The organism is Imbroritus primus (assembly GCF_964332355.1).
Lineage (GTDB): Bacteria > Pseudomonadota > Gammaproteobacteria > Burkholderiales > Burkholderiaceae > Imbroritus > Imbroritus primus.
In genome coordinates, this window is record NZ_OZ201293.1 from 1,963,489 (window position 1) to 1,989,800 (window position 26,312).

The 26,312-nt window shown below is 63.3% G+C and carries 27 protein-coding genes; 10 read left to right on the forward strand and 17 right to left on the reverse strand.

Translation table 11 applies throughout. From position 1 onward, the window contains the following. Positions 1 to 37 precede the first annotated feature (37 nt). Positions 38 to 1,396 (reverse strand): sigma-54 dependent transcriptional regulator, encoded by a 1,359-nt coding sequence (locus tag ACQ3C8_RS08945; RefSeq protein WP_037029193.1) that lies wholly within the window; start codon positions 1,394 to 1,396, stop codon positions 38 to 40. A gap of 289 nt (positions 1,397 to 1,685) precedes the next feature. Continuing rightward, complete coding sequence (gene pmbA, locus ACQ3C8_RS08950) at positions 1,686 to 3,044, reverse strand: metalloprotease PmbA (RefSeq protein ID WP_428851333.1); 1,359 nt, start codon at positions 3,042 to 3,044, stop codon at positions 1,686 to 1,688. Between the two features lie 71 nt (positions 3,045 to 3,115). Between pmbA and yjgA the strand changes: the two genes are divergently transcribed. Beyond that, a complete protein-coding gene (gene yjgA, locus ACQ3C8_RS08955) occupies positions 3,116 to 3,718 on the forward strand; it encodes a ribosome biogenesis factor YjgA (protein ID WP_037029195.1) in 603 nt (200 codons plus the stop codon). Next, positions 3,702 to 4,325: a molybdopterin adenylyltransferase gene (gene mog, locus ACQ3C8_RS08960; RefSeq protein ID WP_428851334.1), complete on the forward strand. Its 624-nt coding sequence runs from the start codon at positions 3,702 to 3,704 to the stop codon at positions 4,323 to 4,325. The genes yjgA and mog overlap by 17 nt, the downstream gene beginning before the upstream one ends. Positions 4,326 to 4,336: 11 nt before the next feature. Here mog and ACQ3C8_RS08965 read toward each other — a convergent pair whose 3' ends face one another. After that, the gene (locus ACQ3C8_RS08965) at positions 4,337 to 5,218 is read right to left on the reverse strand and encodes an AEC family transporter (RefSeq protein WP_009521249.1); all 882 of its coding nucleotides are present in this window, start codon (positions 5,216 to 5,218) and stop codon (positions 4,337 to 4,339) included. 49 nt (positions 5,219 to 5,267) lie between these two features. Next, positions 5,268 to 5,909 (reverse strand): oligoribonuclease, encoded by a 642-nt coding sequence (orn, locus tag ACQ3C8_RS08970; protein WP_428851335.1) that lies wholly within the window; start codon positions 5,907 to 5,909, stop codon positions 5,268 to 5,270. Positions 5,910 to 6,033: 124 nt separating this feature from the next. Between orn and ACQ3C8_RS08975 the strand changes: the two genes are divergently transcribed. Together ACQ3C8_RS08975 and rsgA are read left to right on the forward strand one after the other, a co-directional pair. Further along, entirely contained in the window at positions 6,034 to 7,284 is a 1,251-nt protein-coding gene (locus ACQ3C8_RS08975; protein WP_009521251.1) for a M48 family metallopeptidase, read from the forward strand. Next, complete coding sequence (gene rsgA, locus ACQ3C8_RS08980; protein ID WP_428851336.1) at positions 7,281 to 8,237, forward strand: ribosome small subunit-dependent GTPase A; 957 nt, start codon at positions 7,281 to 7,283, stop codon at positions 8,235 to 8,237. Before ACQ3C8_RS08975 ends, rsgA begins: the two co-directional genes overlap by 4 nt. Before the next feature lie 153 nt (positions 8,238 to 8,390). Here the strand turns inward: rsgA and ACQ3C8_RS08985 are convergent, their stop codons facing one another. The 6 genes from ACQ3C8_RS08985 to rpsP all read right to left on the reverse strand — a co-directional run bounded on the left by ACQ3C8_RS08985 (position 8,391) and on the right by rpsP (position 12,551). Then, positions 8,391 to 9,362, reverse strand: a complete 972-nt coding sequence (locus ACQ3C8_RS08985) for a CobD/CbiB family protein (RefSeq protein WP_428851337.1) — start codon at positions 9,360 to 9,362, stop codon at positions 8,391 to 8,393. A gap of 86 nt (positions 9,363 to 9,448) precedes the next feature. Continuing rightward, a complete protein-coding gene (locus ACQ3C8_RS08990; RefSeq protein WP_428851338.1) occupies positions 9,449 to 10,129 on the reverse strand; it encodes a CoA pyrophosphatase in 681 nt (226 codons plus the stop codon). A 100-nt stretch (positions 10,130 to 10,229) separates the two neighbouring features. Further along, positions 10,230 to 10,613 (reverse strand): 50S ribosomal protein L19, encoded by a 384-nt coding sequence (gene rplS / locus ACQ3C8_RS08995; protein WP_009521255.1) that lies wholly within the window; start codon positions 10,611 to 10,613, stop codon positions 10,230 to 10,232. A gap of 112 nt (positions 10,614 to 10,725) precedes the next feature. Beyond that, on the reverse strand, positions 10,726 to 11,493 hold the full coding sequence (gene trmD, locus ACQ3C8_RS09000; RefSeq protein ID WP_428851339.1) for a tRNA (guanosine(37)-N1)-methyltransferase TrmD: 768 nt from the start codon (positions 11,491 to 11,493) through the stop codon (positions 10,726 to 10,728). A gap of 99 nt (positions 11,494 to 11,592) precedes the next feature. Next, on the reverse strand, positions 11,593 to 12,267 hold the full coding sequence (rimM, locus tag ACQ3C8_RS09005) for a ribosome maturation factor RimM (protein ID WP_428851340.1): 675 nt from the start codon (positions 12,265 to 12,267) through the stop codon (positions 11,593 to 11,595). 32 nt (positions 12,268 to 12,299) lie between these two features. Then, positions 12,300 to 12,551, reverse strand: a complete 252-nt coding sequence (rpsP, locus tag ACQ3C8_RS09010) for a 30S ribosomal protein S16 (protein WP_009521258.1) — start codon at positions 12,549 to 12,551, stop codon at positions 12,300 to 12,302. A 259-nt stretch (positions 12,552 to 12,810) separates the two neighbouring features. Here rpsP and ACQ3C8_RS09015 point away from each other — a divergent pair, with 259 nt between their 5' ends. The 3 genes from ACQ3C8_RS09015 (at position 12,811) to ACQ3C8_RS09025 (ending at position 15,216) form a co-directional block, all read left to right on the forward strand. Further along, entirely contained in the window at positions 12,811 to 13,953 is a 1,143-nt protein-coding gene (locus ACQ3C8_RS09015) for a PQQ-dependent sugar dehydrogenase (protein WP_428851341.1), read from the forward strand. A 200-nt stretch (positions 13,954 to 14,153) separates the two neighbouring features. Continuing rightward, the gene (locus ACQ3C8_RS09020; protein ID WP_428851342.1) at positions 14,154 to 14,570 is read left to right on the forward strand and encodes a hypothetical protein; all 417 of its coding nucleotides are present in this window, start codon (positions 14,154 to 14,156) and stop codon (positions 14,568 to 14,570) included. Positions 14,571 to 14,739: 169 nt separating this feature from the next. After that, the gene (locus ACQ3C8_RS09025) at positions 14,740 to 15,216 is read left to right on the forward strand and encodes an NINE protein (RefSeq protein ID WP_037029200.1); all 477 of its coding nucleotides are present in this window, start codon (positions 14,740 to 14,742) and stop codon (positions 15,214 to 15,216) included. Positions 15,217 to 15,248: 32 nt separating this feature from the next. Here the strand turns inward: ACQ3C8_RS09025 and ACQ3C8_RS09030 are convergent, their stop codons facing one another. Further along, positions 15,249 to 16,361, reverse strand: coding sequence for a PA0069 family radical SAM protein (locus tag ACQ3C8_RS09030; protein ID WP_428851343.1), 1,113 nt, complete (start codon positions 16,359 to 16,361; stop codon positions 15,249 to 15,251). 83 nt (positions 16,362 to 16,444) lie between these two features. After that, positions 16,445 to 16,942 carry an Lrp/AsnC ligand binding domain-containing protein gene (locus tag ACQ3C8_RS09035; RefSeq protein ID WP_009521263.1) on the reverse strand — a complete coding sequence of 166 codons (498 nt, stop codon included), beginning with the start codon at positions 16,940 to 16,942 and terminating at the stop codon, positions 16,445 to 16,447. A 57-nt stretch (positions 16,943 to 16,999) separates the two neighbouring features. On the opposite strand from ACQ3C8_RS09035, the gene ACQ3C8_RS09040 reads away from it, so the two are divergent. Both ACQ3C8_RS09040 and ACQ3C8_RS09045 read left to right on the forward strand, forming a co-directional pair. Beyond that, a complete protein-coding gene (locus tag ACQ3C8_RS09040; RefSeq protein WP_428853055.1) occupies positions 17,000 to 18,331 on the forward strand; it encodes a D-amino acid dehydrogenase in 1,332 nt (443 codons plus the stop codon). Between the two features lie 205 nt (positions 18,332 to 18,536). Then, positions 18,537 to 19,739 (forward strand): MFS transporter, encoded by a 1,203-nt coding sequence (locus ACQ3C8_RS09045; protein ID WP_428851344.1) that lies wholly within the window; start codon positions 18,537 to 18,539, stop codon positions 19,737 to 19,739. A 95-nt stretch (positions 19,740 to 19,834) separates the two neighbouring features. Here ACQ3C8_RS09045 and ACQ3C8_RS09050 read toward each other — a convergent pair whose 3' ends face one another. The 5 genes from ACQ3C8_RS09050 to ACQ3C8_RS09070 form a co-directional block, all read right to left on the reverse strand. Then, positions 19,835 to 20,848, reverse strand: coding sequence for a TRAP transporter substrate-binding protein (locus tag ACQ3C8_RS09050; protein ID WP_428851345.1), 1,014 nt, complete (start codon positions 20,846 to 20,848; stop codon positions 19,835 to 19,837). A gap of 109 nt (positions 20,849 to 20,957) precedes the next feature. Next, a complete protein-coding gene (locus tag ACQ3C8_RS09055; RefSeq protein ID WP_428851346.1) occupies positions 20,958 to 22,241 on the reverse strand; it encodes a TRAP transporter large permease in 1,284 nt (427 codons plus the stop codon). Positions 22,242 to 22,259: 18 nt separating this feature from the next. Continuing rightward, entirely contained in the window at positions 22,260 to 22,820 is a 561-nt protein-coding gene (locus tag ACQ3C8_RS09060) for a TRAP transporter small permease (protein WP_009521268.1), read from the reverse strand. A 192-nt stretch (positions 22,821 to 23,012) separates the two neighbouring features. Beyond that, a complete protein-coding gene (locus ACQ3C8_RS09065) occupies positions 23,013 to 23,861 on the reverse strand; it encodes a class II aldolase/adducin family protein (RefSeq protein WP_428851347.1) in 849 nt (282 codons plus the stop codon). A 201-nt stretch (positions 23,862 to 24,062) separates the two neighbouring features. Then, a complete protein-coding gene (locus tag ACQ3C8_RS09070) occupies positions 24,063 to 24,968 on the reverse strand; it encodes a LysR family transcriptional regulator (protein WP_428851348.1) in 906 nt (301 codons plus the stop codon). A 197-nt stretch (positions 24,969 to 25,165) separates the two neighbouring features. Here ACQ3C8_RS09070 and ACQ3C8_RS09075 point away from each other — a divergent pair, with 197 nt between their 5' ends. After that, a complete protein-coding gene (locus tag ACQ3C8_RS09075) occupies positions 25,166 to 26,260 on the forward strand; it encodes an FUSC family protein (RefSeq protein WP_428851349.1) in 1,095 nt (364 codons plus the stop codon). The last annotated feature ends 52 nt before the right edge of the window (positions 26,261 to 26,312 follow it).

Below are 26,312 nucleotides of genomic sequence, written 5' to 3' on the forward strand. Positions count from 1 at the left end.
GCGACTTGGAGGCCCATCGCCAGATCGGGCCTCTTTTTTATGGCAGGTATTTTTCGATGGATTCGAGCCGATCATCGGCGCGGATGCCATGCTTCTGCATCAGCCGATACAGCGTGACGCGTGACACGTTCAGTTCGCGTGCCGCCGGACAAACGTGATTGCCATTGCGTGCGATCACCTGCCGGATGATATTTCGCTCCGCCTGCTGCCGCGCCCCTTCGAGTGTGATGGGATCGGAGGCACTGTGATCCACAAGCTGGAGATCGGCTGCAGTCAGGGTACGCCCTTCGGACATGACGATCGCGCGGCGGACACGATTGATGAGTTCTCGCACATTGCCTGGCCAGGAGTAACTCATCATCGCTCGCATGGCACATGCCGAAAAGCCGCGGATCTTGCGCTGGGCTTCGCCCTGATGCTGACGCAGGACATTCTCCGCGAGCAGCAGGATATCCTCGGAGCGCTCGCGCAGGGGTGGGATTTCCAGTGTCAGCACGCATAGGCGGTGATAAAGGTCGCTGCGGAACAGTCCTTCACGCTGCGCCGCGCCCACGTCGACATGCGTCGCCGAGATGATGCGAATATCGAGCTCGATCGATTCATGCCCACCCAGCCGCGTGATCGTGCCTTGCTGGAGAAAGCGCAGCAGGCTGACCTGACTTTCCAGCGGCAAGTCACCGATCTCGTCGAGAAACAGCGTGCCATGATTGGCCTGCTCGATCCAGCCGATCTTGCGCTGGTTCGCGCCGGTGAACGCACCACGCTCATAGCCGAACAGTTCTGACTGGATGAGATTGGGCGGAATGGCCCCGCAATTGATGGCGATAAAAGGCTTGTCGCGTCGGCGTGACATATGGTGGATCGACTGCGCAGCCAGTTCCTTGCCGACTCCGGACTCGCCGAAGATGAATACCGGCGCATTGTTGCGCGCCACCTTGCCAATGGTGCGCAACAAACGCTTCATGACATCGCTGCGCCCCAACATCGGGCCGCTTTCCAGCGGAGATGGCGGCTCGTACGCACGCAGCCTGGCCATGCCATAGGCGTGGCGCAATGAATAGGCCACCTCGTCGCACGAGAACGGTACCTGCACGTAGTCCACACAGTAGTCGAGGATCAGGCGTCGCAAGCGTGGATCTTCCAGTTCCATGGTCCGCGCTGCGACCACCCAGCCGACGTGCGGCTGGGGCAACATGCGTTCCATCAACGCGAGATCGGCCGAGGTGACGCCGCCCGTACAATCGAGCAAGGCGGCCATGCAGTGGCCTTGGCGCACCACTTCCTGAGCCTGGTGGATCGAGTTGGCGTGGATCACATTCCAGCCGGCACCCAGGACAGGCACGTCGATACCACAATTGTCTGACGGCGAAACGATCAACGCCGTCCATCCCGTCATCCCTGCCACAGCCGCCTCTCCTTTTTATCCGGGTGGCAGGCACGCGTGATATTTCACGCACCGGACACTGCGGTCCGTTGCCATCCCGAAGAACCGGTCGTTCTTCTGATCGAGTACGTGCAATACGGGGAAAATTCTTAAGGCCCGCTCTGAGAGCATAGATCAGAATGGGCAACAGTCAACGCGTATTTATGCGATCTGCCACAGCCACTGGCAGATCGGCGATGGTGCACCAAAACAGCGAACGCGACCTGGTGACCGGGGAATGGTTGTGACGGGAAACCGTTGATCAGCTGCCGGCAACAGTCATCTGGCCGATCAGAATCGAACCGGTTTCCTTGGTGCCGCGCACCAGTGTATCCGCGCCGACTGCGACGATGTCGCGGAACATGTCGCGCAGGTTTCCGGCGATGGTGATTTCCTCGACCGGATACTGGATCACGCCATTCTCCACCCAATACCCCGACGCCCCGCGGGAATAGTCACCCGTCACGTAATTGACACCCTGCCCCATCAGTTCCGTGACCAGCAGGCCAGTACCCATCTTGCGCAACATGGCCGCGAAGTCGTCACCAGACGCGGTACGCGTACTGCGCAGTGTCAGATTATGGGATCCACCGGCATTGCCGGTCGTCTGCATGCCGAGCTTGCGGGCCGAATAGGTCGACAGGAAATATCCCTCCACGACGCCATCGCGCACCACCGCGCGCTGGCGCGTGCGGACGCCTTCTTCGTCGAACGGGGCACTCCCCATGCCGCGCGAGACGTGCGGGTTTTCCTCGATCTGCACATGCGGAGCAAAGACTTCACGACCGAGGGAATCCAGCAGGAAAGTCGAGCGACGATATAGTGCCCCACCCGACACAGCTTGCACGAAGGCACCCAGCAGGCCCGCCGCCAGCGGCGCCTCGAACAGTACCGGGCACTTGCGGGTGGCCAGTTTGCGGGCGTTCAGGCGCGCCAGTGCACGCGCAGCGGCATAGCGACCCACGGCTTCGGGATCAGCCAGGTCGTCCGGCGCACGCTTGGAGGTATACCAGTCGTCACGCTGCATGCCATTGCCCGAGCCAGCAATCGGCGCCACCGAAATGAAATGGCGGGAATATGGATAGCCCCCGGAGAATCCCCGGGTGGTGGCAAGGATGAACTGCGAATGCTGGGCCGAGACGCTCGCGCCATCACTGTTGCGAATCTTTGGGCTCACGGCCATGGCTGCTGCCTCGGCACGGCGCGCCAGTTCCACGGCGGCCTCGGCATCGATGGTCCAGGGATGGAACAAGTCTAGTTCAGGCGGTTGCTGCTCCAGCAACTCCTCTTCAGCGAGGCCGGCGCAGTCATCCTCGGCGGTGAAACGCGCGATGTTGTAGGCAGCCTCGGCCGTTGCCTGCAGTGCGGAGGGCGAAAAATCGGAGGTACTGGCATTGCCGCGGCGCTGGCCGATCAGGACCGTCACCCCCACGACCTTGTCGCGATTCTGCTCAATAGTCTCGATCTCCCCTTTGCGTACCGAGACCGACAGGCCGCCGCCCTCGGAAATTTCCGTGGCGGCATCGGTCGCGCCGAGCGCACGGGCCATGCGCAGGACATCCGCAGCCATCTGCTTGAGTTCATCCTGGGTATGGGCAAAGAAACGGGTCGGATCGGTCATCGTTGGGCTTTCATCAATTCAGTACGTGGGCAAAATGCCAAAGTGGAATCATAGCAAGATAAAATGCCGGCATGACGCGACCTTCCCGATTCCCCTCCCAGGCCATGGACAGTCCGGACGACACGGACGACCAGGACCTCCCGAAAAGCAAGTCGCAGCGCAAGCGTGAAATGACGGCGCTGCAGGATCTCGGCGCCGAGATCGAGGCGTTGCCCAAGGAAAAATTCAAGCGCGTGCCGCTGCCCGAGCATGTAGCCGAAGCCCTGCTGGAGGCCCGCCGCATTAGCAACCATGAAGGCAAGCGCCGGCAGATGCAGTATGTCGGCAAGGTTATGCGTTCGCTCGATGAGGCCGAAGTGGCCGCGATCCGCCGTGTGCTCGACACCTTCAAGGGGGCAAGCCGGGCTGAGACGGCAAGGCTCCACCTGATCGAACGCTGGCGCGACCGGCTGCTGGCCGATGACGGCGCCATGACGGCATTCTGCACCGAGCATCCTGACGCGGATGTGCAGGCCTTGCGCACGCTGGTGCGCAACGCGCGCCGCGAAGCGCAGATGCAGAAGCCGCCACGTGCTTCCCGCGAGATATTCCAGATGGTCAAGGCCGTGCTCGATGCTGCAGCCGGCGACACCCCCACCCATGACAGGAGCCCAGACGATGACTCAGAAGATTAACCGCTCGCATCCCGATGAACTGATTGTGGGACTGGTTTCGATCTCGGATCGCGCCTCCACGGGCACCTATGACGACCAGGGGATTCCGGCGCTGCGAACGTGGTTAGGCAAGGCGCTGACTTCGCCATGGCAATCGGTCGACCGCCTGATTCCCGACGATCAACCGACCATCACGCAGACCCTGATCGACCTGGTGGATATTGCCGGGTGCGATCTCGTGCTGACCACTGGCGGCACCGGCCCGGCCCGGCGCGACGTGACCCCGGAAGCCACGCTGGCGGCGGGCACCAAGGAAATGCCGGGATTCGGCGAGCAGATGCGGCAGGTCAGCCTGCATTTCGTGCCGACCGCGATTCTCTCGCGCCAGGTTGCGGTCATTCGCGAGACGCCAAGTCGCGCCGCATTGATCATCAACCTGCCGGGCCAACCGCGCGCCATCCAGGAAACGCTGGAAGGTCTGCGTGGCGACGACGGTAGCGTCACGGTCAACGGTATCTTCGCGGCCGTGCCCTACTGCATCGACCTGATCGGCGGGCCTTACATGGAAACCGACGAAAGCGTGGTCAAGGCGTGGCGGCCCAAGCACGCGATCCGAAGCAAGGGCTGATCCCCGCCCCCTCAGCGCAGGCCGAGATACAGCCCAAGCGGAACGAACAGGATGGCGCCCATGTTGCCAAGCAGCACGATGGACGCCACCTGATCAGGTTCCTGCTGATAGCGGTCGGCCACCAGGAAATTCAGGACAGCCGGCGGCAGGCTGGCATAGACGAACAGCAGGCCGGTCTGTAGCGGCGTCAGCGTAAACAGCAGTGATGCCGGCCACGCCACCAGCAGGCCGGTGAGCGGACAGACCACCGCCCCGAGCAAACCCACCGACCAGTTGCGCAGATTGGCATCCACCATGCGCACGCCGAGTGAAAACAGCAGCAGCGGCACAGTGGCGTCGCCGAGCAGCTTGATCGACTGGTAGAGCGGTTCCGGCATCACCCACCACGGCTTGATCATCGACAGCGCCAGCCCGATGACAGTGGCGATCACCATGGGGCTGCGCGCGATCTGCAACAGCGAGGCGCGGTGGTTGACGATCTTCACGCCGACCGTGAAGTGCAGCAGGTTGCTGGCGGCAAAAAGGATAACCGACGGCGCCAGCCCGGCTTCACCAAACGCAAAGATCGCCAGCGGTAGTCCCATATTGCCGCTGTTGTTGAACATCATCGGCGGCACGAAGGTGCGCGGCTGCAACCCGGCCATGCGGGCCACGGGCCAGGCCAGCAGGCCCGAGCCCAGCACCACCAGTACACAGGCTGCCAGCAGCGGCAGCTGTTCGCCAAGCGCAAAATCCTTGCTGGCAAAGGCGGAAACCACCAGCAGCGGCGTGATGACATCGAGCAGCGCCTGGTTGATGCCACGCATGTCGGGCCGTGCCTTGCGGCCGTACAGCCAGCCGATCGCGATGACCAGCACGACTGGCGTCACAATGGCAAGAATGCGCATCAGCATGATGGTGCTTGGCAGGCGTCAGGCGATCAGTCGGTCGGCAGTGCAGCGCTCAGCTGCCGGCAGGCGCGGCAGCTTCCACAGGGCTGGTTGCCGCAGAGGGATTGTGGATGAAGTGCGTGCGGTAGTAGCGCAGTTCCTCGATGGATTCCATGATGTCGGCCATTGCGGTATGCAACTGACGCTTGTGGAAGCCCTTGTGGATCAGCGGCTCCCAGCGTTTGCACAACTCCTTGAGCGTCGAGACGTCAAGGTTGCGGTAATGGAAGAAGGCTTCCAGCTTGGGCATGTGGCGCGCCATGAAACGGCGGTCTTGGCAGATCGAGTTGCCGCACATCGGCGACTTGCCGGTCGGCACCCATTTCCGCAGGAACGCCAGCAAGGTTTCTTCGGCCTGTGCCTCCGTCAGGGTCGAGGCCTTGACCTTGTCGATCAGGCCCGAACGGCCGTGCGTGCCCTTGTTCCATGCGTCCATGCCATCGAGCACCTCATCCGCCTGATGGACCACCAGCACCGGACCTTCCGCCAGCACATTGAGTTCGGAATCGGTGATCACGACGGCCACCTCGATGATCCGGTCGGTGTCCGGCGACAGGCCGGTCATCTCCATATCGAGCCAGATCAGGTTGTTTTCACTCTTGGCGGGCCTGGCGGCCGCGGTTGAGGCGGGACTTGCTGCAGGGGTCGTGGTCATCGTCGCTATGGAATTCCTGAGCGGATCAGGTGTCAATCGGGTGGTCGATCTATAATTCTCGCACATTCGGCCCCATTTCAGCCCAACCGGCGCCGTGTCCCCACGTCGCTTCCACGCCCTTTCTATGCTGACCTATCTATTTCTGCTCGCCCTGATCACCATGGTGATCGTCAAGCTCTGGCTGGCGTCGCGCCAGATCCGGCATGTCGCCCGGCATCGCCAGGCCGTGCCGGCGCGCTTTGCCGACACGATCACGCTCGATGCCCACCAGAAGGCGGCCGACTATACGGTGGCCAAGACGCGCCTGTCGATGCTGGACATCGGCGTCAGTGCGGCCGTCCTGCTCGGCTTTACGCTACTGGGCGGACTGCAGTGGCTGAACCTCTTCTGGCTGGAAACCTTCGGGCCGGGCTATGCCTACGGCGTGGCGCTGATTGCCAGCGTGGTCCTGATCAGCAGCCTGGTCGAACTGCCCTTCTCTCTGTACGGCCAGTTTGGCATCGAGGAACGCTACGGCTTCAACAAGATGACGCTGCGCCTGTATTTCGCGGACCTGGTCAAATCCACTCTCATCGGCGCAGCCCTGGGCTTGCCGCTGCTGGTCGCGGTGCTCTGGCTGATGGAGCGCATGGGCGACCTGTGGTGGGTGTGGACTTGGGTGGTGTGGATGGGCTTCAACCTGTTGCTGCTGGTGCTCTACCCTACCGTCATCGCCCCGCTGTTCAACAAGTTCGAACCGCTCGAGGACCTCTCGCTAAAGCAGCGCATCGAGGCCCTGCTGCAGCGCTGCGGCTTCGCCAGCAAGGGCCTGTTCGTGATGGACGGCAGCCGGCGCAGCGCGCATGGCAATGCCTACTTCACGGGCTTTGGCGCCTCCAAGCGCATCGTTTTCTTCGATACCCTGCTGAACCGCCTGGATGCCGATGAGATCGAGGCCGTGCTGGCGCACGAACTCGGTCATTTCAAGCGCCACCACATCCTCAAGCGCATCGTCGTGACCTTTGCCATCAGCCTCGGCGTGCTGGCCATGCTCGGCTGGCTGGCGGGCAAGCCCTGGTTCTACACGGGCCTCGGCGTGGAGCCGAACCTGATGACGGACAACAACGCGCTGGCGCTGATCCTGTTTTTCCTGACGCTGCCCGTGTTCACCTTCCTGCTCGGCCCCATCGCCAGCCTGAGTTCGCGCAAGCATGAATTCGAGGCCGACGCGTATGCCGCGGGCATCGCCAATGCCAATCACCTCGTGTCGGCACTGGTTAAGCTGTACAAGGACAACGCATCGACCCTGACGCCCGATCCGGTGTACTCCGCCTTCTATTACTCGCATCCGCCTGCCTCGCAGCGCATCGCGCGCCTCGAGGCCAGCCCCGCATGAAGGCTCGCCGCAGTCCCGGACAGGCGCCATCCGCCAGCGCGCCTGCCGCAGCGCTGAGCGGCCGCATCATCGCGGCACACGGGCGTCACTATCTGGTGCAACTGCCCGATGGCACGCTGCAGAACTGCTTTCCGCGCGGGAAGAAGAGTGAATGCGCGGTGGGCGACGTGGTGCGCATCGAGCGCGCCTCGGCCGACCAGGGCGTGGTGACCGGCGTCGAACCGCGGCACAACCTGCTCTACCGCTCCGACCAGTTCAAGTCGAAACTGCTGGCTGCCAATATCGATCAGGTGCTGATCGTGCTGGCCACCGAGCCGGGGTTTTCCGAAGACCTGCTGGGACGCGCGCTCGTGGCGGCGGAAGCGCTGGGAATCGACCCGCTGATCGTCCTGAACAAGACCGACCTCGCCGAGCGTCTGCCACAGGCACGCGAGCGCCTGCAGCTCTACCGCGATCTCGGCTACACGGTGCTGGAAGTCTCCGCCAGCGCGCAGGAGGAGGCCACGCTGGCGCAACTGCGCCCGCACCTCGCGGGGCGTGCCTCGATCCTCATCGGGCAATCCGGCATGGGCAAGTCGACGTTGCTCAACCTGCTGATTCCCGGGGTGGCGGCACGCACACGCGAGATTTCCGACAAGCTCGATTCGGGCAAGCACACCACCACTTTCACGCGGCTCTACCATCTGCCCGACAGCTGGGGCGATGGCGGCATGCTGATCGATTCGCCGGGTTTCCAGGAATTCGGTTTGTACCATCTGAGCGAAGGCATGCTGGAGCGCGCCTTTCCGGAGTTCCGCCCGCGCCTGGCCGAATGCCGCTTCTACAATTGCCGGCATTTGAAGGAGCCGGGCTGCGGCGTGCTGACGGCGATCGAACGTGGCGAGATCGCCCCGAAGCGCCATGCGCTGTACGCGCAGCTGGTCCACGAGACCAATCAGGAAGTGCCACGCTGACGTGGCTGCGCTGGCCGGATGCCGTTCGCACGGCCGAAGGCCAGCGTGGAAGGGGATGATGGCGTCTGCGTCGGACAGACACGATAGAGCGCCGAGGGCCCATCCCCGCGCGCTGTACCTCGCCTGCCTGAACGGCGGTGACTGCAGCCCGTATCAGCCCAGCCACACCGCCAGCGACAGCATCGCCAGCAGGACCATCCACAGCACCACTGCACGCCAGACCAGTCCCACGGCGGACTGCAGGGTGCGCGGCGTCGGCTCCTGGGTGAATTCCTGGGGCTGCACTTCGGGTGCCGGCTCGGCATCGAAGTCGGTACCGAAATCGTTGCTGAGCACCATTTGCACATCCGGCTCGGCAGGCGGAATGCCAAGCCGCACGCCCAGCGCGCCACCGCCGCTCGCCAGCAGGATGCCATTCACGGCATCGTCCCAGCGCCGCACATGGTTGCGCCATGCGTAGATCGCATCCTCGAAATTGCCGACGATGGCAAACCCGATGGATGTCAGGCGGGCCGGCACCCAATCGAGCACATAAAAGGCGCGCGCGGCGAATTCGCCGAGTACCGGGCTGTGCTCGGGCGCGGATACCGACCAGTGGCGCGCCAGGTATTCAGCCACGCGGTACAGCACCACCCCCGCCGGACCGATTGGCAGCAGGAACCAGAAGAACACGCCGAACACATGGCGATGCACCGCGATGATGGCGTGCTCCAGCGTATGCCGGCACACTTCGCGCACCGGCATGTCCACCGTATCGAGGCCGGTCCACTCGCGCAGCAGGGCCCGGGCGGCGATCAGGTCATCGCGGTTCAGCGCGTCGTGGATATCGGTGAAATAGTGGCTGAACTGGCGGAACCCGAGCGTGAGGTACAGCAGCAGCACGTTCCACAGGAAGCTCAGAGCAAAGCCGGCGGAGGCCAGGATCGCGTCGATGATCCAGGCGCCGAGGACCAGCGGCAACACTACGGCGCACCACGCAAAGATCGCATCGCGCCGGCTGCCGGCATCGAAGGCGCGCACCGAACGCCGGGCCAGCCCGCGGACCATCTCATGCACCGGGTTGTCGTGGCTCAGAGCACGGAACTGCTCGATCACCAGTGCAAACAGAACGGCGAAGAAGGTCATGTGAGGTCGCGGCGGGAAGGGATCACGGATGTGGCAACAATAGCACAGCGTACCCCTGCTCCGGAACAGCAGGCGGGCTCTGGACGTCAGGCGGCCAGCAGATGGTAGAGATTGCGCAACATGCCGGCCGTCGCGCCCCAGATGAAGTGTCGTCCGGAAGAGACACGTGGATATGGCATGGCGTAGAAACGGCGCTCCCCGCCTTCCCAGCGGTAGATGCGCTGCTCGTGGTGTTGTGGATCCATCAGAAAGGCCAGCGGGACCTCGAATACCTCCGCCACTTCGCTCGGATCGGGTGATAGCGTGAAGCCCTCGCTGACCAATCCCACGACCGGGCGGACGTGATAGCCGGTGCCGGTAATGTAATCCGGCAGGCAGCCCAGGATGTCGATAAACCGGCGATCAAGGCCGATTTCCTCGTTGGTTTCGCGCAAGGCCGTGGCGATGGCGTTTTCGTCCACTGCCTCGCACCGCCCGCCGGGAAAACTGATTTGGCCAGCATGCTCGGTCAGATGCGCCGTCCGCATGGTCAGCATCACGGACAAACCCGTCGTACGTGCGATGATCGGCACCAGTACGGCGGCATCACGCAAGCCGCGGCTGCGATCGTAGATGCGGGATTCGTCCGTGAGCTCCGGCTCCCACCCTGGCGGCGACAGCATGCGCTGGCGGATGAAGGTGGCCGTCAATTGCTCCGCTGGAATCGCGGGCAATCCGGAGCGGTCGGCAACGATGGGCAGCAGTTCGGGATCAAAAACGGGACGCATGCAGAGACTCGGAGACTGTCATTCCAGCCATGGAATACCTGCATGATACGTCCATGGCAAAAAAGGCACCCGAAGGTGCCTTTTTCCGTACGATCACAGCTTAAGCGGCGTTGCGCGGCGCCTTGATCGTCAGCTTTTCCTTGATACGCGCGGACTTGCCCGAACGCTCGCGGAGGTAGTACAGCTTGGCACGGCGGACATCGCCACGACGCTTGACTTCGATGCCGGCGATCAGCGGCGAGTACAGCTGGAACGTACGCTCCACGCCTTCACCCGACGAAATCTTGCGCACGATGAACGAGGAGTTCAGGCCACGGTTGCGACGTGCAATCACCACGCCCTCGTAGGCCTGGACGCGCTTGCGGGTACCTTCGACGACGTTCACGCTCACGATCACGGTGTCACCCGGAGCGAACTCGGGGATCGACTTGCTGGCCGTCAGGCGGGCGATTTCTTCTTTCTCAAGTGCTTCGATGATATTCATCATTTTCTCCGTTGCCATCATGCCGACGTTGATACCGTGGCGTGCCTCGCGGTGTATCGCAATGCATACCCGGCCCCGACAGAGGATGGATATTCAAACCGCAGGCATCATACTATGCCTGCGCGTCTTTTGCCGGCAGGGTCGACAGGTACTGCTCGTCGGCCTTGCTCAACAAACCTTGCTGGCGCGCCGCCCCGATCAGGTCGGGACGCTTGCGCGCCGTATTGGCCAGCGCCTGCCGGCGCCGCCATTTTTCGATCTCGGCATGGTTGCCACCGAGCAAGACCTCGGGCACGCGCATGCCTTCGTATTCCTCGGGCCGCGTATAGTGCTCGCAATCGAGCAGCCCGTTCACGAAACTGTCCTGCACCGCTGACTGGGCATCGCCCAGCACGCCCGGCAACTGCCGCACCACCGCGTCGATCAGCGCCATCGCGGGAATCTCCCCGCCTGACAGCACGAAATCGCCGAGGCTGATTTCTTCGTCGACACGCCGGTCGATCAACCGCTGGTCGATGGCCTCATAACGGCCGCAGAGCAGCGTCAGTGCCGGCAGGCGCGTCAGTTCCATCACTCGCTGGTGTGTCAGCGGCCGGCCTTGCGGCGACATCAGTACGACAGGCCCGGCGTTCGCGCCAGCCTCGGCCTGCGCGGCACCAGCGGCATCCAGCGCGGCTTCCAGCGGCTTGGCGAGCATCACCATGCCCGGCCCACCGCCGTAGGGACGATCATCGATCGTCCGGTAATTGTCGGTGGTGAAATCGCGTGGATTCCAGGTCCGCAAGACATAGCGCGATTGCTTGGCCGCGCGGCTGGTAATACCCCAGTCCCGCAGGGCATTGAACATGTCCGGAAACAGCGTGACGACATCGAACTGCATCGCGCTCTCCTCTGCCCGACCCATGCATTGCCCGTGACTCACAGGATGACTCCGAAACGGCCCGGACGGCGTCCGCGGGTACCATCCCCCGAGCGTTGCTCAGTAATCGAGCCCCCAGTCCACCACGATCCGGCCAGCCTTTGCATCGACGCTGTGCACATACGTCTTCACAAACGGAATCAGCCGCTCTTCCTGCGACCCCCCGGCAACGGCCGGGGACACCACCCGCAGGATCTGCTGCGCGCCATTGTCGAGCAGTCCCTCGACCACGCCCAGCGCTTCGTCCTGCAGATTCACGACACTGGCGCCGATCAGATCGACCCAGTAGAACTCGTCGTCGGCTGGCGCCGGAAAATCGGCACGGCGCACCGCTACGACATGTCCCTTGAACTGCTCGGCCTGCGTACGGTCAGTCAGTTGTTCCAACTGCACCACGACGCTGCCGCTATGCTCCCGCGCCTGCAGGACCTTGGCACTCGCCAGCTGTCCCGGTTGCCCGGTTGCCGCGCGCGGCCTCAGCCACCACGTACGCGCCGCCAGCATCGCTGCGGCATCGCTGGAGTGCGGTTGCGCTTTCAGCCAGCCACGTACACCATGCGCGCCACTGATGTAGCCGACATCCACCAGATCATCCGGCGGCGGCTCGTGACGGAAGGCATCACCACCAGGAGGGACCGCCTTGACGGCCTGACCCGGCGCGGTTGCAGTTGCGGACGTCCGGCGGGGACGAAACGCTCCCTGCAGCCCGGCAGGCTTGCGGGTGCTGCTACTCAAAGCGCGGTCTACCCGGACGCTGCCGCTCAGGCTCAGGCTGCGGCCTTGGCGCCTTGCTTGACCAGGCGAGCAACAGTCGGCGACACTTGGGCGCCAACGCCTTGCCAGTAGGCCAGACGGTCTTGAGCGATACGGAGAGCTTCGGCGCCTTCGCCAGCAGCCGGATTGTAGAAGCCGATACGCTCGATGAAACGGCCGTCGCGGCGATTGCGCGAGTCGGTTGCAACGATATTGAAGAACGGGCGCTTCTTAGCGCCGCCGCGTGCCAGACGGATCACGACCATGGGTTTTTCCTTGAAAAGCGGGTGTTCGAACACGAAAGCCGGAAATTATAACGTATTTTTCAGGCAAAACATAAACTTAGAGGCGCTATCGACGTGAAGCGAGGGAGCTTCCCGTCCGGATCTGTCCGGCGATGAAGCTGGCAACCCAGATCGCATGCGTTCCGGTGGTCCGAGGCGATGCGCGCGGCCGCCATGTTCCTTGGGGCCTGAGTCGGCCCGCAGGCCGGCCAGGCTGCAACTTCTTTAGTGGAAACCCAAGATGCGAGCCCTTCTGACCCCTTATGCCAGGATCCTCCGCTCATTTGCCAAGATCCGCCCCATCCAGGCCGTGGCGGCCGCATTATGTATTGCGTTCATCACATCGTCGCATCCGGCCCGCGCCGCGCTGCCACTTGATCGCATCAAGCTGCCCAAGGGCTTCCAGATCGAAGTCTACAGTGACAAGGTACCCGGCGCGCGGGCCATGACCCTCTCGCCCTCCGGCACCCTGTTCGTTGGCTCGCGCGCCGAGGGCAAGGTCTATGCACTGCGGCCGGGCGAACCGGTGCGGGTCGTGGCCAGCGGCCTCAACATGCCTGCCGGCGTGGCTTTTCGCGATGGTGCGTTGTACGCTTCGTCAGTCTCGCGCATTGTCCGTCTCGACGATATCGAACGGCGCCTGGACAATCCGCCAGCCCCAGTGGTGGTGACCGACCGTTTCCCGACGGAAACCCACCACGGCTGGAAATTCATCGCCTTCGGGCCCGACGGCTACCTGTACGTGCCGGTCGGCGCGCCCTGCAACGTGTGCGAGCGCCACGAGAACCGCTACGCCACCATCATGAAGATGAAAGCCGATGGCAGCGATCTCCAGGTCGTGGCGCGCGGCGTGCGCAATACCGTCGGCTTCGACTGGCATCCGGTCACGCGCGAACTGTGGTTCACCGACAACGGTAGGGACATGATGGGCGACGATCTTCCCGATTGCGAGCTGAATCGCCTGACCCAGCCGGGCCAACATTTCGGCTTTCCGTACTGCCATGCCGGCGTGCCTGATCCACAGTTCAACAAGGGCCGAGCCTGCAGCGCATTCGTCGCTCCCATCACCAAGCTGGGCCCGCACGTGGCGCCACTTGGCATGCGTTTCTACACGGGCAAGCAGTTTCCAGCGGACTACCGCAACAATATCCTGATTGCCGAGCATGGCAGCTGGAACCGTAGCAAGCGCATTGGCTACCGCGTCAAGCGCGTGATCGTCGACGACGCTGGCAAACTCGTGCGTCAGGAAATCTTTGCCGAGGGCTGGCTGCAGGGTGAAACACCCTGGGGCCGCCCGGCTGATGTCCTGGTGATGCCGGATGGCGCGTTGCTCGTCAGCGACGATATGGCGGGTGTCATTTACCGGATCAGCTACCGTCCGTAAAACCGCCTCCCGATCGAACGCCGCCCGCTGCACAATAAGACCTGACGAGACTCCACGCGGCGTCGTGGACAGGGGCCGCAGCGGACAGCAGGAAAACCGCGCAGGCCCTTGCCCACACACGCTCAACGGGCGAAACATCCAGTTACATTGGTAACCCTTTGCCGCTACACCAGGCCCGCTGAGCGACGTAGCATGGAGCCATGAGACGTGCGCCTTCAGCCCTCCTGACACTGCCTTTCGCGCCGGCCGCCTCCCGCCGGCGCGCGGTCCGGCGCGCACGTTTCGAAGCGGGGCTCTCAGCTGTTTTCCTGGTCGTGACAAGCCTGTTGCTGGTCACCCCCGCACAAGCCAATCCCTTCGATGCCATTCCCTGGACCGTCACGCGCACTCGCCACAACCAGCAGGACCAGGATCGCGTACGTGAGCAGATCGAGCGGATGGAAGCACGGGCGCGAGCCGATGAACGGCTCAGCGGAGCACGCCGGGGCGGGTTCGATGACCGGCGTGACGATCGCCGCGAAGAACGTCGCGGCAATGATGTGGGCAATAATTTCCGCAACGATTCCGGTGATTCGCGTGGCTACGACCAGCCGCGCGGCCGTGGCCGCGACCGTTGAGTTAAGCGAACCGGCGGCTGCGTCCGCTGTCCTATCAGGTAGCGTAAAATAGGCAGGTGCGCCGCCCTGAGCGGCACGCCTGCTTGATCGCTGATCGCTGCGCTACACTGTTCGAGCGCATTCGCCGGTGCATCCGGCTGCGGCCTGTCCGCGTCTCCCCCTCTATCGCATGACCACGCTGACCTCCTCCCTTACCGCTTCCCGCCCCCGCAAGAAATCCAAGCTCCTGACCGTTTTCCTGGCCTTCGTCGCAGGCGCGCTCGGGGCCCATCGCTTCTACCTGAAGGGCCTCCTGGATATAGGCGCCTGGCTTCATCTTCTCAGCACCGTGCTGGGGATCATGGGTGCGACCGTGCTGTACGCCACCGACTTCAACTCGGCTTTCGGCTGGATTACTGCGCTGGCCGGCGCCACCTCGCTGGTGAGCGGTTTTCTCGCGGCACTCGTGTTCGGCCTGCGCCCCGACGAGAAATGGGATGCCCAGTACAACCCGGATGGCGAACCCACGCGCTCCGGCTGGCCGGTCGTCATTCTGTTGATCCTGTCGCTGATGATCGGCACCGGGATCCTCATGGCCGTGCTGGCCTTCAGCTTCCAGTCCTTTTTCGAGTCGCAGGTCGAAGCGGCCCGCGCGCTGTCGCAGTAATGCGGCCCAGTAATGCAGCTCAATAACGCGGATCAGAACAGGCTGCCCTGCGGGTCAGGCGGGGTTGCCGGCCGCGGTGGCCGGAACTGGCTGGCATCGAGCTCGAACCGGTTGTAGCGGTAACCCAGCCGGTCGGCGGTCTTGGTAAAACGTTGCCGCAGCAGGTCTGCCCAGATGCCTGCACCGCGCATGCGGGCCCCGAACCTGGCGTCGTAGTCCTTGCCGCCATGCATCTCCTGCACGCGATGCATTATCCGGGCAGCACGCTCCGGATAATGCGTCTCCAGCCATTCGCGAAACAGCGGCGCAACTTCCCACGGCAAACGCAACGCGATGTAGTTGGCAAACACCGCCCCTGCCTCGCGCGCGGCCTCGAGAATGCGTTCGAGATGATCATCGGTCAGGAACGGGATTACCGGCGCAATACTGATGCCGACGGGAATACCAGCGTCGGTGAGCGTCCGGATCGTGCGCAGGCGCCGTGCCGGCGCTGCGGCGCGCGGCTCCAGCAGGCGGGCCAGCGGCGCATCGAGCGTCGTGATAGTCACGGCCGCGACAGCAAGATGCTTCGCCGCCATCGGCGCAAGCAGGTCGATATCGCGTTCGATCAGGGCGGACTTGGTGATGAGCGCTACCGGATGGTCGCAATCGTGCAGCACCTGCAGGATCTCGCGCGTCACGCCATGGCGACGCTCGATCGGCTGATAGGCATCCGTATTGACGCCGAGGGCAATGGTCTCGCAGCGGTAGCCAGGCTTCGCCAGCGTCTCGCGCAAGCGCCCGGCTGCGTTGACCTTGGCAAACAACTGCGTTTCGAAATCGAGTCCGGGCGATAGATCGAGATAGCTGTGCGTCGGCCGCGCGAAACAGTACACGCAACCATGCTCGCACCCGCGATACGGATTGAGCGATACGTTGAAGGGAATATCCGGCGATGCATTGCGCGTCAGGATGCTGCGCGCCTGCTCGAGCGTGACATGGGTGGCCAGCGGCTGCGGCGATGCACCTGCATCGGCCTCTGCCGCCCAGCCGTCGTCGAACGTCTCCCGGTCGTGCTTCTCGTAACGGCCCTGCAGATTAGTGACGGCGCCGCGCCCTTTGCGGGGCATGCCAGGCGGCTTGCCGGAGGAATGTTCCGCGCTCATGCCCCCATCATACGGAATTTCCGGCAGGTCCGAAGATGTCTTCGCCGAGCACGCTCATGCGCCGCCACGAAGCACGCCAGTGCCTAAGCCTGTCGCTCGTCCACCGCAATTGCCAATGTTTCCTTGACCTCTTCCATCACCACATAGCTCTTCGACTGCACTGCACCTGGCAACTGCAGCAGGATGTCGCCCAGCAGGCGACGGTACTCGCCGATCTCGCGGATCCGGGCCTTCAGCAGGTAGTCGAAATCGCCAGACACCAGGTGGCACTCCAGCACCTCCGGAATCCGCAGCACTTCACGACGGAACTGCTCGAACATATTGCCGGCCTTGCTGCCAAGACTGATCTCCACGAACACCAGCAGCCCCGCCCCCAGCAATGCCGGATTCAGGCGTGCGTGATAACCCAGAATGAACTTGTCGCGCTCCAGCCGGCGCACACGCTCGATGCACGGCGTAATGGTCAGGCCGACGGCCTCCGCGAGGTCTTTCATCGACATGCGGCCATCGGCCTGCAACAACGCCAGGATCTTGCGGTCCAACTTGTCGAGTTCGCGCTGGGGATTTCGGCTCGTTCTCATCGTTTTTTATTTTTTGGAGAAAAATACAGTAACTATTACTGCATCTATTTAAATACGATAGCAGGTATTACTAGATCAAGCGAATCTGAAACGGAGTTGGCAATGCGCATTCTTGTCCTGGGTGGGGGTGTGATCGGTGTGTCGAGCGCGTGGTATCTCGCGCAGGCCGGCCATGAGGTCACGGTCGCCGAACAGGCCGACGCCGTCGCCCTGGGCACCAGCTTTGCCAATGCCGGCCAGATCTCGCCCGGCTACTCCTCGCCGTGGGCCGCGCCGGGTGTGCCACTCAAGGCCATCAAGTGGATGTTCCAGAAGCACGCGCCGCTGACCGTGCGCCCCGACGGCACGCTGTTCCAGCTACAGTGGATGTGGCAGATGCTGCGCGAATGCACCACCGCACGCTACGCTGTCAACAAGGAACGCATGGTGCGCCTGGCCGAGTACAGCCGCGACTGCCTGCGGACGCTGCGCGCGGAGACCGGCATCGCCTACGAAGGCCGCCAGCAGGGCACGCTGCAGATCTTCCGCACGGAACAGCAGCTCGCCGCGGCCGCCAAGGACATCGCCGTGCTCGACGATGCCGGCGTGCCTTATGAACTGCTTACGCGCGAAGCGCTGCAGCAGGCCGAACCGGCGCTGGCGCATGTCGATCACAAGCTTGCCGGCGGCTTGCGCCTGCCCAATGATGAAACCGGCGATTGCCAGCTGTTCACGTCGCGGCTCGCGGCATTGGCCACGCAGGCTGGCGCCCGCTTCCGCTTCAACACCCATATCGGTGGCCTGCTGGTGGAAAACGGTGCGGTACGCGGCGCGATTCTCGATGGTGTACCGCATCGCGCCGACCTCGTGGTGGTTGCACTCGGCAGCTACTCGACGCCGCTGCTGCGCGGCCTCGTGAAGATTCCGGTCTACCCGCTCAAAGGTTTCTCCATTACGGTACCGATCATGGACGCGGCACGCGGACCGGTTTCGACGGTGCTCGACGAAACCTACAAGGTCGCCCTCACCCGCTTCGACAAGCGTATCCGCGTCGGCGGCATGGCGCAGATCGTCGGCTACGACACGCGCCTCGAACCAGCCAAGCGTGCGACGCTGGAGATGGTGCTCAACGATCTGTTCCCAGGCGCCGGCAATCTGGCCGAAACCACGTTCTGGACCGGCCTGCGGCCCATGACGCCGGACGGTACGCCAATCGTCGGGCCAACCCATGTGCCCGGCCTATGGCTCAATACGGGCCATGGCACACTCGGCTGGACCATGGCTTGCGGCTCCGGCAAGCTACTGGCCGACCTGGTTTCGGGCATCACGCCAGCCATCCGCGCCGACGACCTTTCGCTCGCCCGCTATCAGCCGCAAGCGGATGGCGCGTTGCGGCCGGCATACGCCTGAACCGCCACGCGCGCTGACAAGCGAGCCCGCGTGTCTGGCTGCGCGGCCTCGCCTGTCCTTCCACAAACGCAGTCGCCCGCTGCCCGCAGCCCTTCCGACCGGCAACCCGATCACGCAGCGCCCGGTATACTGGCGCAGCCGGCCCACCTGACTCTCCGGGTGCCGTACCCCGCCGGCCAAAATAACAATATCGGGAAGACACACCATGGCCCCTCCGGGCAGGGTCGCACTCATCGCCATCCTTGGCACCGCCCAGACACTGGCCTGGGCCTCCACCTATTATCTACCAGCCATTCTTGCCGTACCCATGGCCCAGTCGCTGGGATTGTCCGTGGCCACGGTATTCGCGGCATTTTCCGGCGCACTGATCATCACGGCGCTGGCCGGTCCGGCCGCAGGCAAGGCCATTGACCGCTTCGGCGGCCGACCGGTACTCCTGGCATCGAGCCTGCTGTTCGCTATTGGCCTTGCCATGCTCGCGGCGGCGCAGAGTCCGCTGCTGTTCCTCGCCGGTTGGCTCGTGCTCGGGCTCGGCATGGCCTGCGGCCTGTACGAAGCCGCCTTCGCTGCGCTCGTCTGGCTATACGGCCACCAGGCGCGTAATGCCATCACCGGTATCGCCCTGCTGGGCGGCCTGGCCAGCACGGTGGGCTGGCCGCTGTCGGGATGGCTCAATGCTGAACTGGGATGGCGCGGCGCCTGCCTTGTGTGGGCCGGGCTGCATCTGGGACTCGGGCTGCCATTGAATGCGCTGCTCCCGCGGGCGCCCATGCTGGCCATGCCCCGTGCAAGCACGCCGGCGGCCGGCGAAGCATCAGCGCATACCGCATCCGGACCGGCCCCCTCCGAGGTACGCCGCATCCTGATGCTGCTCGCCCTGGTCTTTGCCACCACCCTGTTCATCAGCACCGCCATGGGCGCGCATATGCCACGGCTGCTGCAAGGCAGCGGCCTGACACTCGCCGCTGCCGTCGGCATCGCCGCGCTGGTCGGGCCAGCACAGGTGGTGGGCCGGCTGCTGGAGTTTGGCTTGCTGCGACGCGTCCACCCTTTGCTCTCCGCGCGCCTCGCGGCCGCGGCGCATCCCTTGGGCGCAGTGATCCTGCTGCTGCTCGGCGCTGGTTTCGCGCCGCTGTTCGCCATCCTGCACGGCCTCGGCAATGGCATCCTGACGATCGCCAAGGGACTGCTGCCGCTGGCCCTGTTCGGATCGGCGGGCTACGGCGCGCGGCAAGGGTGGCTGATGGTGCCAGCACGCATCGCCCAGGCGTTCGCGCCGTTCCTGTTCGGTCTCGGACTGGAGCGCTGGGGGACACAGGCGCTGTGGCTGTCCGTTGGCATCGGCCTGCTGGCATTCGCCGCCTTGCTGGCACTCCCCGCACACCGCCACGATAGCGCGGCGCACTAAACGACGATCGCAACCCAAAAACAACAGGGGGATGCGGTCACCCGCATCCCCCTGGTCTCAGCAGCACCGCCCGGCGCGCCGGGCGGAAGTGGCATTTACTTGCGCACCTTGTCGATCTCGGCGTAGAACTCCTTGACCAGGCCTTCACCGATTTCCTTGGTGTACTTCTCGGTCACCGGCTTCACCTTGTCACGCATGCGGGCACGTTCCTGCGCCGACACTTCGGTCACGGTCACACCCTTCTGCTTGACCTTGGCAATGGCCTTGGCTTCCATGTCGCGCGACACGCGGCGCTGCTCGAGACGGGTCTCATTGGCGGCATCCATCAGTACCTTGCGCTCGTCGGCCGACAACTGGTCCCAGGCCTTCTGGCTCATCATCACGATCAGCGGGTTGTACACATGGCGCGTCAGCGACAGGTACTTTTGCACTTCACCGAAGTTGTTGGTTTCGAAAGCCACGATCGGGTTGTCCTGACCGTCCACCGCCTTGGTTTCCAGTGCCGTGTACAGCTCGGTAAAGGCCATGGCGATGGCGTTCGAGCCGAGCGTGTTGAACGTATCGATCATCAGCGGCGCCTGCAGGGCGCGCAGCTTCAGGCCCTGGAAATCTTCGGCCTTGGCGATCGGGTGCTTGCTGTTCGACACGTTGCGGAAGCCGTGGTCCCAGTACGACAGGCCCACAAGGCCCTTGGGCAGCTTGGTCATGAACTTCTGGCCAACCGGGCCATCCAGCACGGCATCGGCTTCCTTGAAGTCATTGAACAGGAACGGCAGGTCGAACGCGCCGAATTCCTTGTTCAGGCCCACCAGCAGGCCCGGAGGCATGGTGGTCAGTTCGATGGTGCCGCCCTGCAGGGCCGACACGGTCTGCAGGTCGCCGCCGAGCGTACCGTTCGGGAACGTGCGGACCTTCATCTTGCCGCCGCTCTTCTTGGACACGAGTTCAGCGAATTTTTCAGCGCCAAAGCCCATGTGGCTTTCCTTGGGCTGCACGTGCGAGAACTTGAACGTGCGCGACTTGATGTCCGCAGCCATGGCCTGGACGCCGGACATCAGCAGTGCCGGGGCGATCATGGCCAGCAGCAGTTTCTTCATGGGCTTTCTCATTTCCAATCTCCTTTGATTGATATGGATCTTTTAAGGGCAGCAGTTTCATGCGGCTGGCGGCGCCTGCCCGGCCCGCCAGTCCATCGTGTTCAACAGGAAGGGAGCGATCTCAACCGCCACTGAACCAGCGCGCCGGCACGATTACGAGGTCCGGAAAGATCACCAGCAGGAACAGGACGATCAGCTGCGCCAGCAGGAACGGCCACACGCCCTTCATGATGTCGTCCATGGTGATCTTCGATGTGCCTGCCACTACATTCAGCACAGTGCCGACCGGCGGCGTAATCAAGCCAATGGCGCAGTTCATGATGAACAGCACGCCGAAGTAGATCGGATCGATACCCGCGGCCTTCACCACCGGCAGCAGCACCGGGGTAAGGATCAGGATGGTCGGGATCATGTCCATGGCCGTGCCAATCACGACGACCAGCACCATGATCATGAACATCAGCAGGATCTTGTTGCCGAGGAACGGCTCGAGTACCTCGATCACCAGCGACGGCAGATCCGCAATCGTGATCAGCCACGCGGACACCAGCGCCGCGGCCATCAGGAACATCACGACTGCACTGGTCTTGGCGGAAGTCAGGAAAAGCTCGTACAGCTGGTGGATCTTCAGCTCGCGATACACGAACACAGCGATCACGAGCGAGTACACCACCGCCACCACGGCGGCCTCGGTCGGCGTAAACACGCCCATCCGCAAGCCCACCACGATGATCACCGGCAGCAAGAGCGCCCAGAAGCCATCCAGAACGGCACGCAGGCGATCCTTCAGCGGCAGGCGGGGCGCCGGCGCGGCATCTTCCTTGCGAACCACCCACCACCATGCAACCACCAGGCCGCCGGCCAGCAGCAGGCCCGGCACGATCCCCGCGAGGAACAGCTTGGTAATCGACAGGCCACCTGCGACGCCAAACACGATGAAACCCACCGACGGTGGAATCACCGGAGCGATACAGCCGGCAGCGGCCACCAGTCCGGCGGACGAATTGCGGTTATGTCCGGCCGCCACCATCATCGGCACCATCAACGCCGAGAGCGCAGCCGCATCGGCCACGGCCGAGCCCGACAAGGCGGCGATCACGCAGCCGGCCAGGATCGCGACATAGCCCAGGCCGCCCTTGATATGGCCAACCAGCGCCAGCGCAACATTGACGATGCGCTTGGACAGGCCGCCCGAGTTCATGATCTCGCCAGCCAGCAGGAAGAACGGTACGGCCATCAGCGCAAAGCTGTCGGCGCCGTTGAGCACGTTCTGCGCGATGATCTGCGCATCGAACATGTCGAGGTGGAACATCAGCGCCATGCCACACAGCAGCAGCGCAAACGCGATAGGCATGCCGAGCGCCATGGAGCCCAGCAGCGAAGTGATGAAAATGGTAATCGTCACAGTTGTCTCCTGAGTCGCTTACAGGGCTTTTGCCTGCATCTTGTTTTCCGCTTCGATCCGCTCGATCTCAGCTGCTTCTTCGGACTCTTTCACTGCAACCAGTTCGCTCTCGGTTACCTTGCCCGTCATCACGCGGTACAGCTCGACCACCAGGATCGCGCCGACCGAAATGCCAAACAGCACGCCCACGCCATAGAACAGGCCCATGGAGTAACCCGACACCGGCGACTTCACATGCATGTTGATCTCGGCCTGCAGCCAGCTGCCCTGCAGGAACAGCCAGGTCGCGAACAGCATCAGCACGTGGCTCACCACGAAGCAGAATTTCTTGCCGAGCACCGGCAGGCGCTTGACCAGCGAGTCGACACCGAGGTGCGCATGCTCGCGCATGGTGACGATGGAACCGAGGAAGGTCAGGAACACGAAGAACAGCCGCGACACTTCGTCGGCAATCGTGATCCCCGAATTGAATCCGTAACGTAGAACGACGTTACCGAACACCAGAACCACCATACCGGCAAGGCAGATGACCATAATGATCTTCAGCAACTGGAAATAAGCTTCGACAGCTTTTTGCATGAATGTCTCCTGCGGGCGTCACAGCAGGGAGTGGCCAACGGAAGTTGGCCGCTGTCCCGAGAACGCTCTTATCGTTGCCCTGCCCTGACCGCCTGCACTGCAAGCACCGACGCCTGCGCGCGATACTCGTGTTGCACAAACGAAAACACCGGCCCCACTCGCACGAGTGAGGCCGGTATGAGGGCCGCAATTTTAATCGAACATATCCGGCTGGGTCTTCACCAGCTGATCCCAGATCGGCTGGAAGTGCAGCCAGCCGATGTACTCGCTGCCCACATGCTCGCGGCTGTAGCGCGAACGTTCCGGCGATACGAACACCGGCTTGCTGCCCGTGGCTTCCACCATCAGCTGCTGCTGGCAGCAACGCTCCAGCGCGATAAACCAGAACGCCGCCGATTCGATGCTGTGGCGGCTTGCCGTCAGCAGGCCGTGGTTCTGGTGGATCGCCGCCTTCACGCCCTTGAACCAGTCGGCCACCTTCGGGCCAGCCTTCTTCTCCACCGCCACCTGGCCGGCTTCGCTCTTGATCACCACGTGGTCCTCGTAGAACGCCGCCGCGTCCTGCGAAATCGGGTCGAGCGGCTTGCCCAGCGCGGCAAAGGCCGTGCCGTAGGTGGTGTGGGCGTGGCACATGGCGACGATGTCGGGGTGCGCTTCATGCACCGCGGCGTGCAGCACGAAACCGGCACGGTTGATGGCGTACTGGCCTTCGACGACCTTGCCTTCGTGATCCGCAAGGATCAGGTTGGAGACCTTGACCTGCGAGAAGTGCACGCACATCGGGTTGGTCCAGTACAGATCCGGGAATTCCGGGTCGCGCACCGTCAGGTGGCCGGCAAAGCCATAGTCGAAGCCTTGCAGGGCAAAGGCGCGGCAGGCGGCGACCAGGCGTTCCTTGAGGTGCTGGCGGTGTTCAGCGTGGGTTGCGAAGGTGGGCAGTTCCGGGTAGATCAGGCCTTCCTGTTCCGGCTGGTAGATCGACACCCGCTGTTTCGCAGTCTCCCCGCTCTGCTCAGGCGCGCGATTGATCGTCTCTTGCATTGTTATTCCTTTGTGGTCAACGGTGTTACCTTGCTGTGGGACGAAAGATAGCCCGTCATGCAGGGTCGACCAATACCGTGGCTGCAATATGACTTATCACCACCCGCAATAAATGATGACCCTGAAATGCTGGAATGAATGCCCCTGCCTCGCGTGCCGAAGCGTGATCAGGCCACAGGGGAAACACCTCGGGGAAACGGCTCAGGCAACCCAGGGCGGATTGCGGAAGACCTCGACGGTGTAGTCGACGAATGCCCTGATGCGCGGCACCAGTTGCCGTTCGCGCATATAGAGGACGTGAATTGCCGTGTCGTCCTGCGCCTGATAGTCGGCCAGCAACGGCACAAGTGCCCCGCTGCGAATGGCCGGCAGGGCCAGATGCTCCGCCAGTCGCATGATGCCGACACCTGCCATGCACAGTTGGAACAGCGTGGTGCCATCGGCGCTGTGGAAATTACCCTCGACCGGCAGCTCCTGGCGCCGGTTGTTGATCATGAACGGCCAGCGGTTGAGATGATCGAGCGGGCCTTCCCAGCGCAGGCAGTTGTGCCGCGCCAATCCTTGCGGCGTCACCGGCTGGCCGTGCTTTTCGATATAGCGCGGCGAGGCCACCACGATACGCTGCAGATTGCACAGCTTGCGCGCCATCAGCGACGAATCCTGCAGACGGCCCATGCGGATCGCCACGTCGAAATTATCCTGCAGCAGATTGGCCATGGCATCCGACAGGGACAGATGCACCGTGATCTTGGGATAGGCCACCATGAATGCCGGCAGGCTCGGCACGACCTGGTCCATGCCGAAACCGAGCGGTGCCGTCACGCGCAGATCGCCGGTCGGCTCAGGCGACTTGATCTGTGCCTCGGCCTGCTCGATCTCTTCCATGATGCGGTTGCTCGACACCAGAAACGATTCGCCCTCGCTCGTCAGCCGCTGCGTACGCGTCGAGCGGTGCAGCAGCTTGACGCCCAGGCGCCGCTCGAGGTTGGTCACCGCCTGGCTGACAAAGGGCTGGCTCACGCCGAGCAGGTGCGCCGCTGCAGTAAAGCCGCCGGTATCCACCACCGCCTTGAAGACGCGCATTTCCACCAGTCTGTCGTCCCGCATGCCGACCCGCCATGTCATATTGCCAACGTGTATTGTACTGGCCTGCCTGCGGGCACGTTCATGGAGCCCTGCCTGCGTCGCCTCGCAGGCTGACGAGCTGCGGACAGGGTCTCTTGATAAAATCGCGCATGGCCACGCACGACATCGATGAAGCTGGCCGGATTTCTTCATCATCACAACCCGGGAATGCGACCGTCATGGCAGGCACACAGGCGTGGCACAGGCTGAAGTCACTGCTGCAGGCCGAACTGGCCCATCTGACCGCGATCCAGCCCAGTGACCGGGTCTGGCAGATGCCGCTGGCCACCGCCCTGGCGACAGGCCTGCCGCTACTGGCTGGAGCGTATTTCGATCACCTGAACTACGGCCTGGTGGCATCGCTTGGCGGCCTGGTGTTTCTCTACCTGCCCGGCACACCGCTGTATCACCGCATGGTTTCAGTCATGGCCTGCGCCTTCGGCATGGCGGCCTGCTATGCCCTTGGCATCATGAGCCACTTCGTCCCTGCGCTGATGATGCCGGTGCTCGTCTTTGCGACGATTCTAGTCACGATGGTCTGCCGTTTCTACGCGCTCGGCCCGCCCGGCAGCCTGTTCTTCGTGATAGCGGCATCCATCGGCGCCTATTCCCCCATTCCGCTGGCGGCATTGCCGACCATGGTGGGACTCATCACCCTGGGCTGCCTGCAGGCGTGCCTGATTGCTTTTTTCTACAGCCTGCTGGTGCTTCGCAAGCGCCCGCCCAAGCCAGTCATGCCGCTGCCGCCACCGACCTTCGACTTCGTGGTGTTCGATGCCGTAGTCATCGGCGCATTCGTGGGTATCTCGCTGGCCATCGCCCAGGCACTGCAGGTCGAAAAAGCCTACTGGGTGCCGGTGAGCTGCCTGGCGGTAATCCAGGGGAGCTCGCTGCGGGCCGTGTGGAACCGGCAGCTGCACCGCATCATCGGCACCAGCCTCGGCTTGCTCGTCGCCTGGGGATTGCTTCTGCTGCCGCTGGACAAATGGACCATCTCGCTGACCATGATGGCGCTCAGCTTCATCATCGAACTCACGGTGGTCCGGCACTACGCCTTCGCGACGGCCTTCATTACCCCGATGACCATTCTGCTCGCCGAAGCGGCCACGCTCGGCCACAGCTCTGCAGCGACGCTCATCCAGGCGCGCTTCTTCGATACCCTGCTGGGTTGCGTGGTGGGACTGGCCGGCGGCATCTGCCTGCACAATGCGCGTTTTCGCACGGCAGTCGGCAGCTACCTGCGGCGCGTAATCCCGGCCAGGCGCATTCCCTAGGCCACCGCTGTACCGTGCGCCATCCAGGAGACGTGTCCGGGCGTGGACCCTG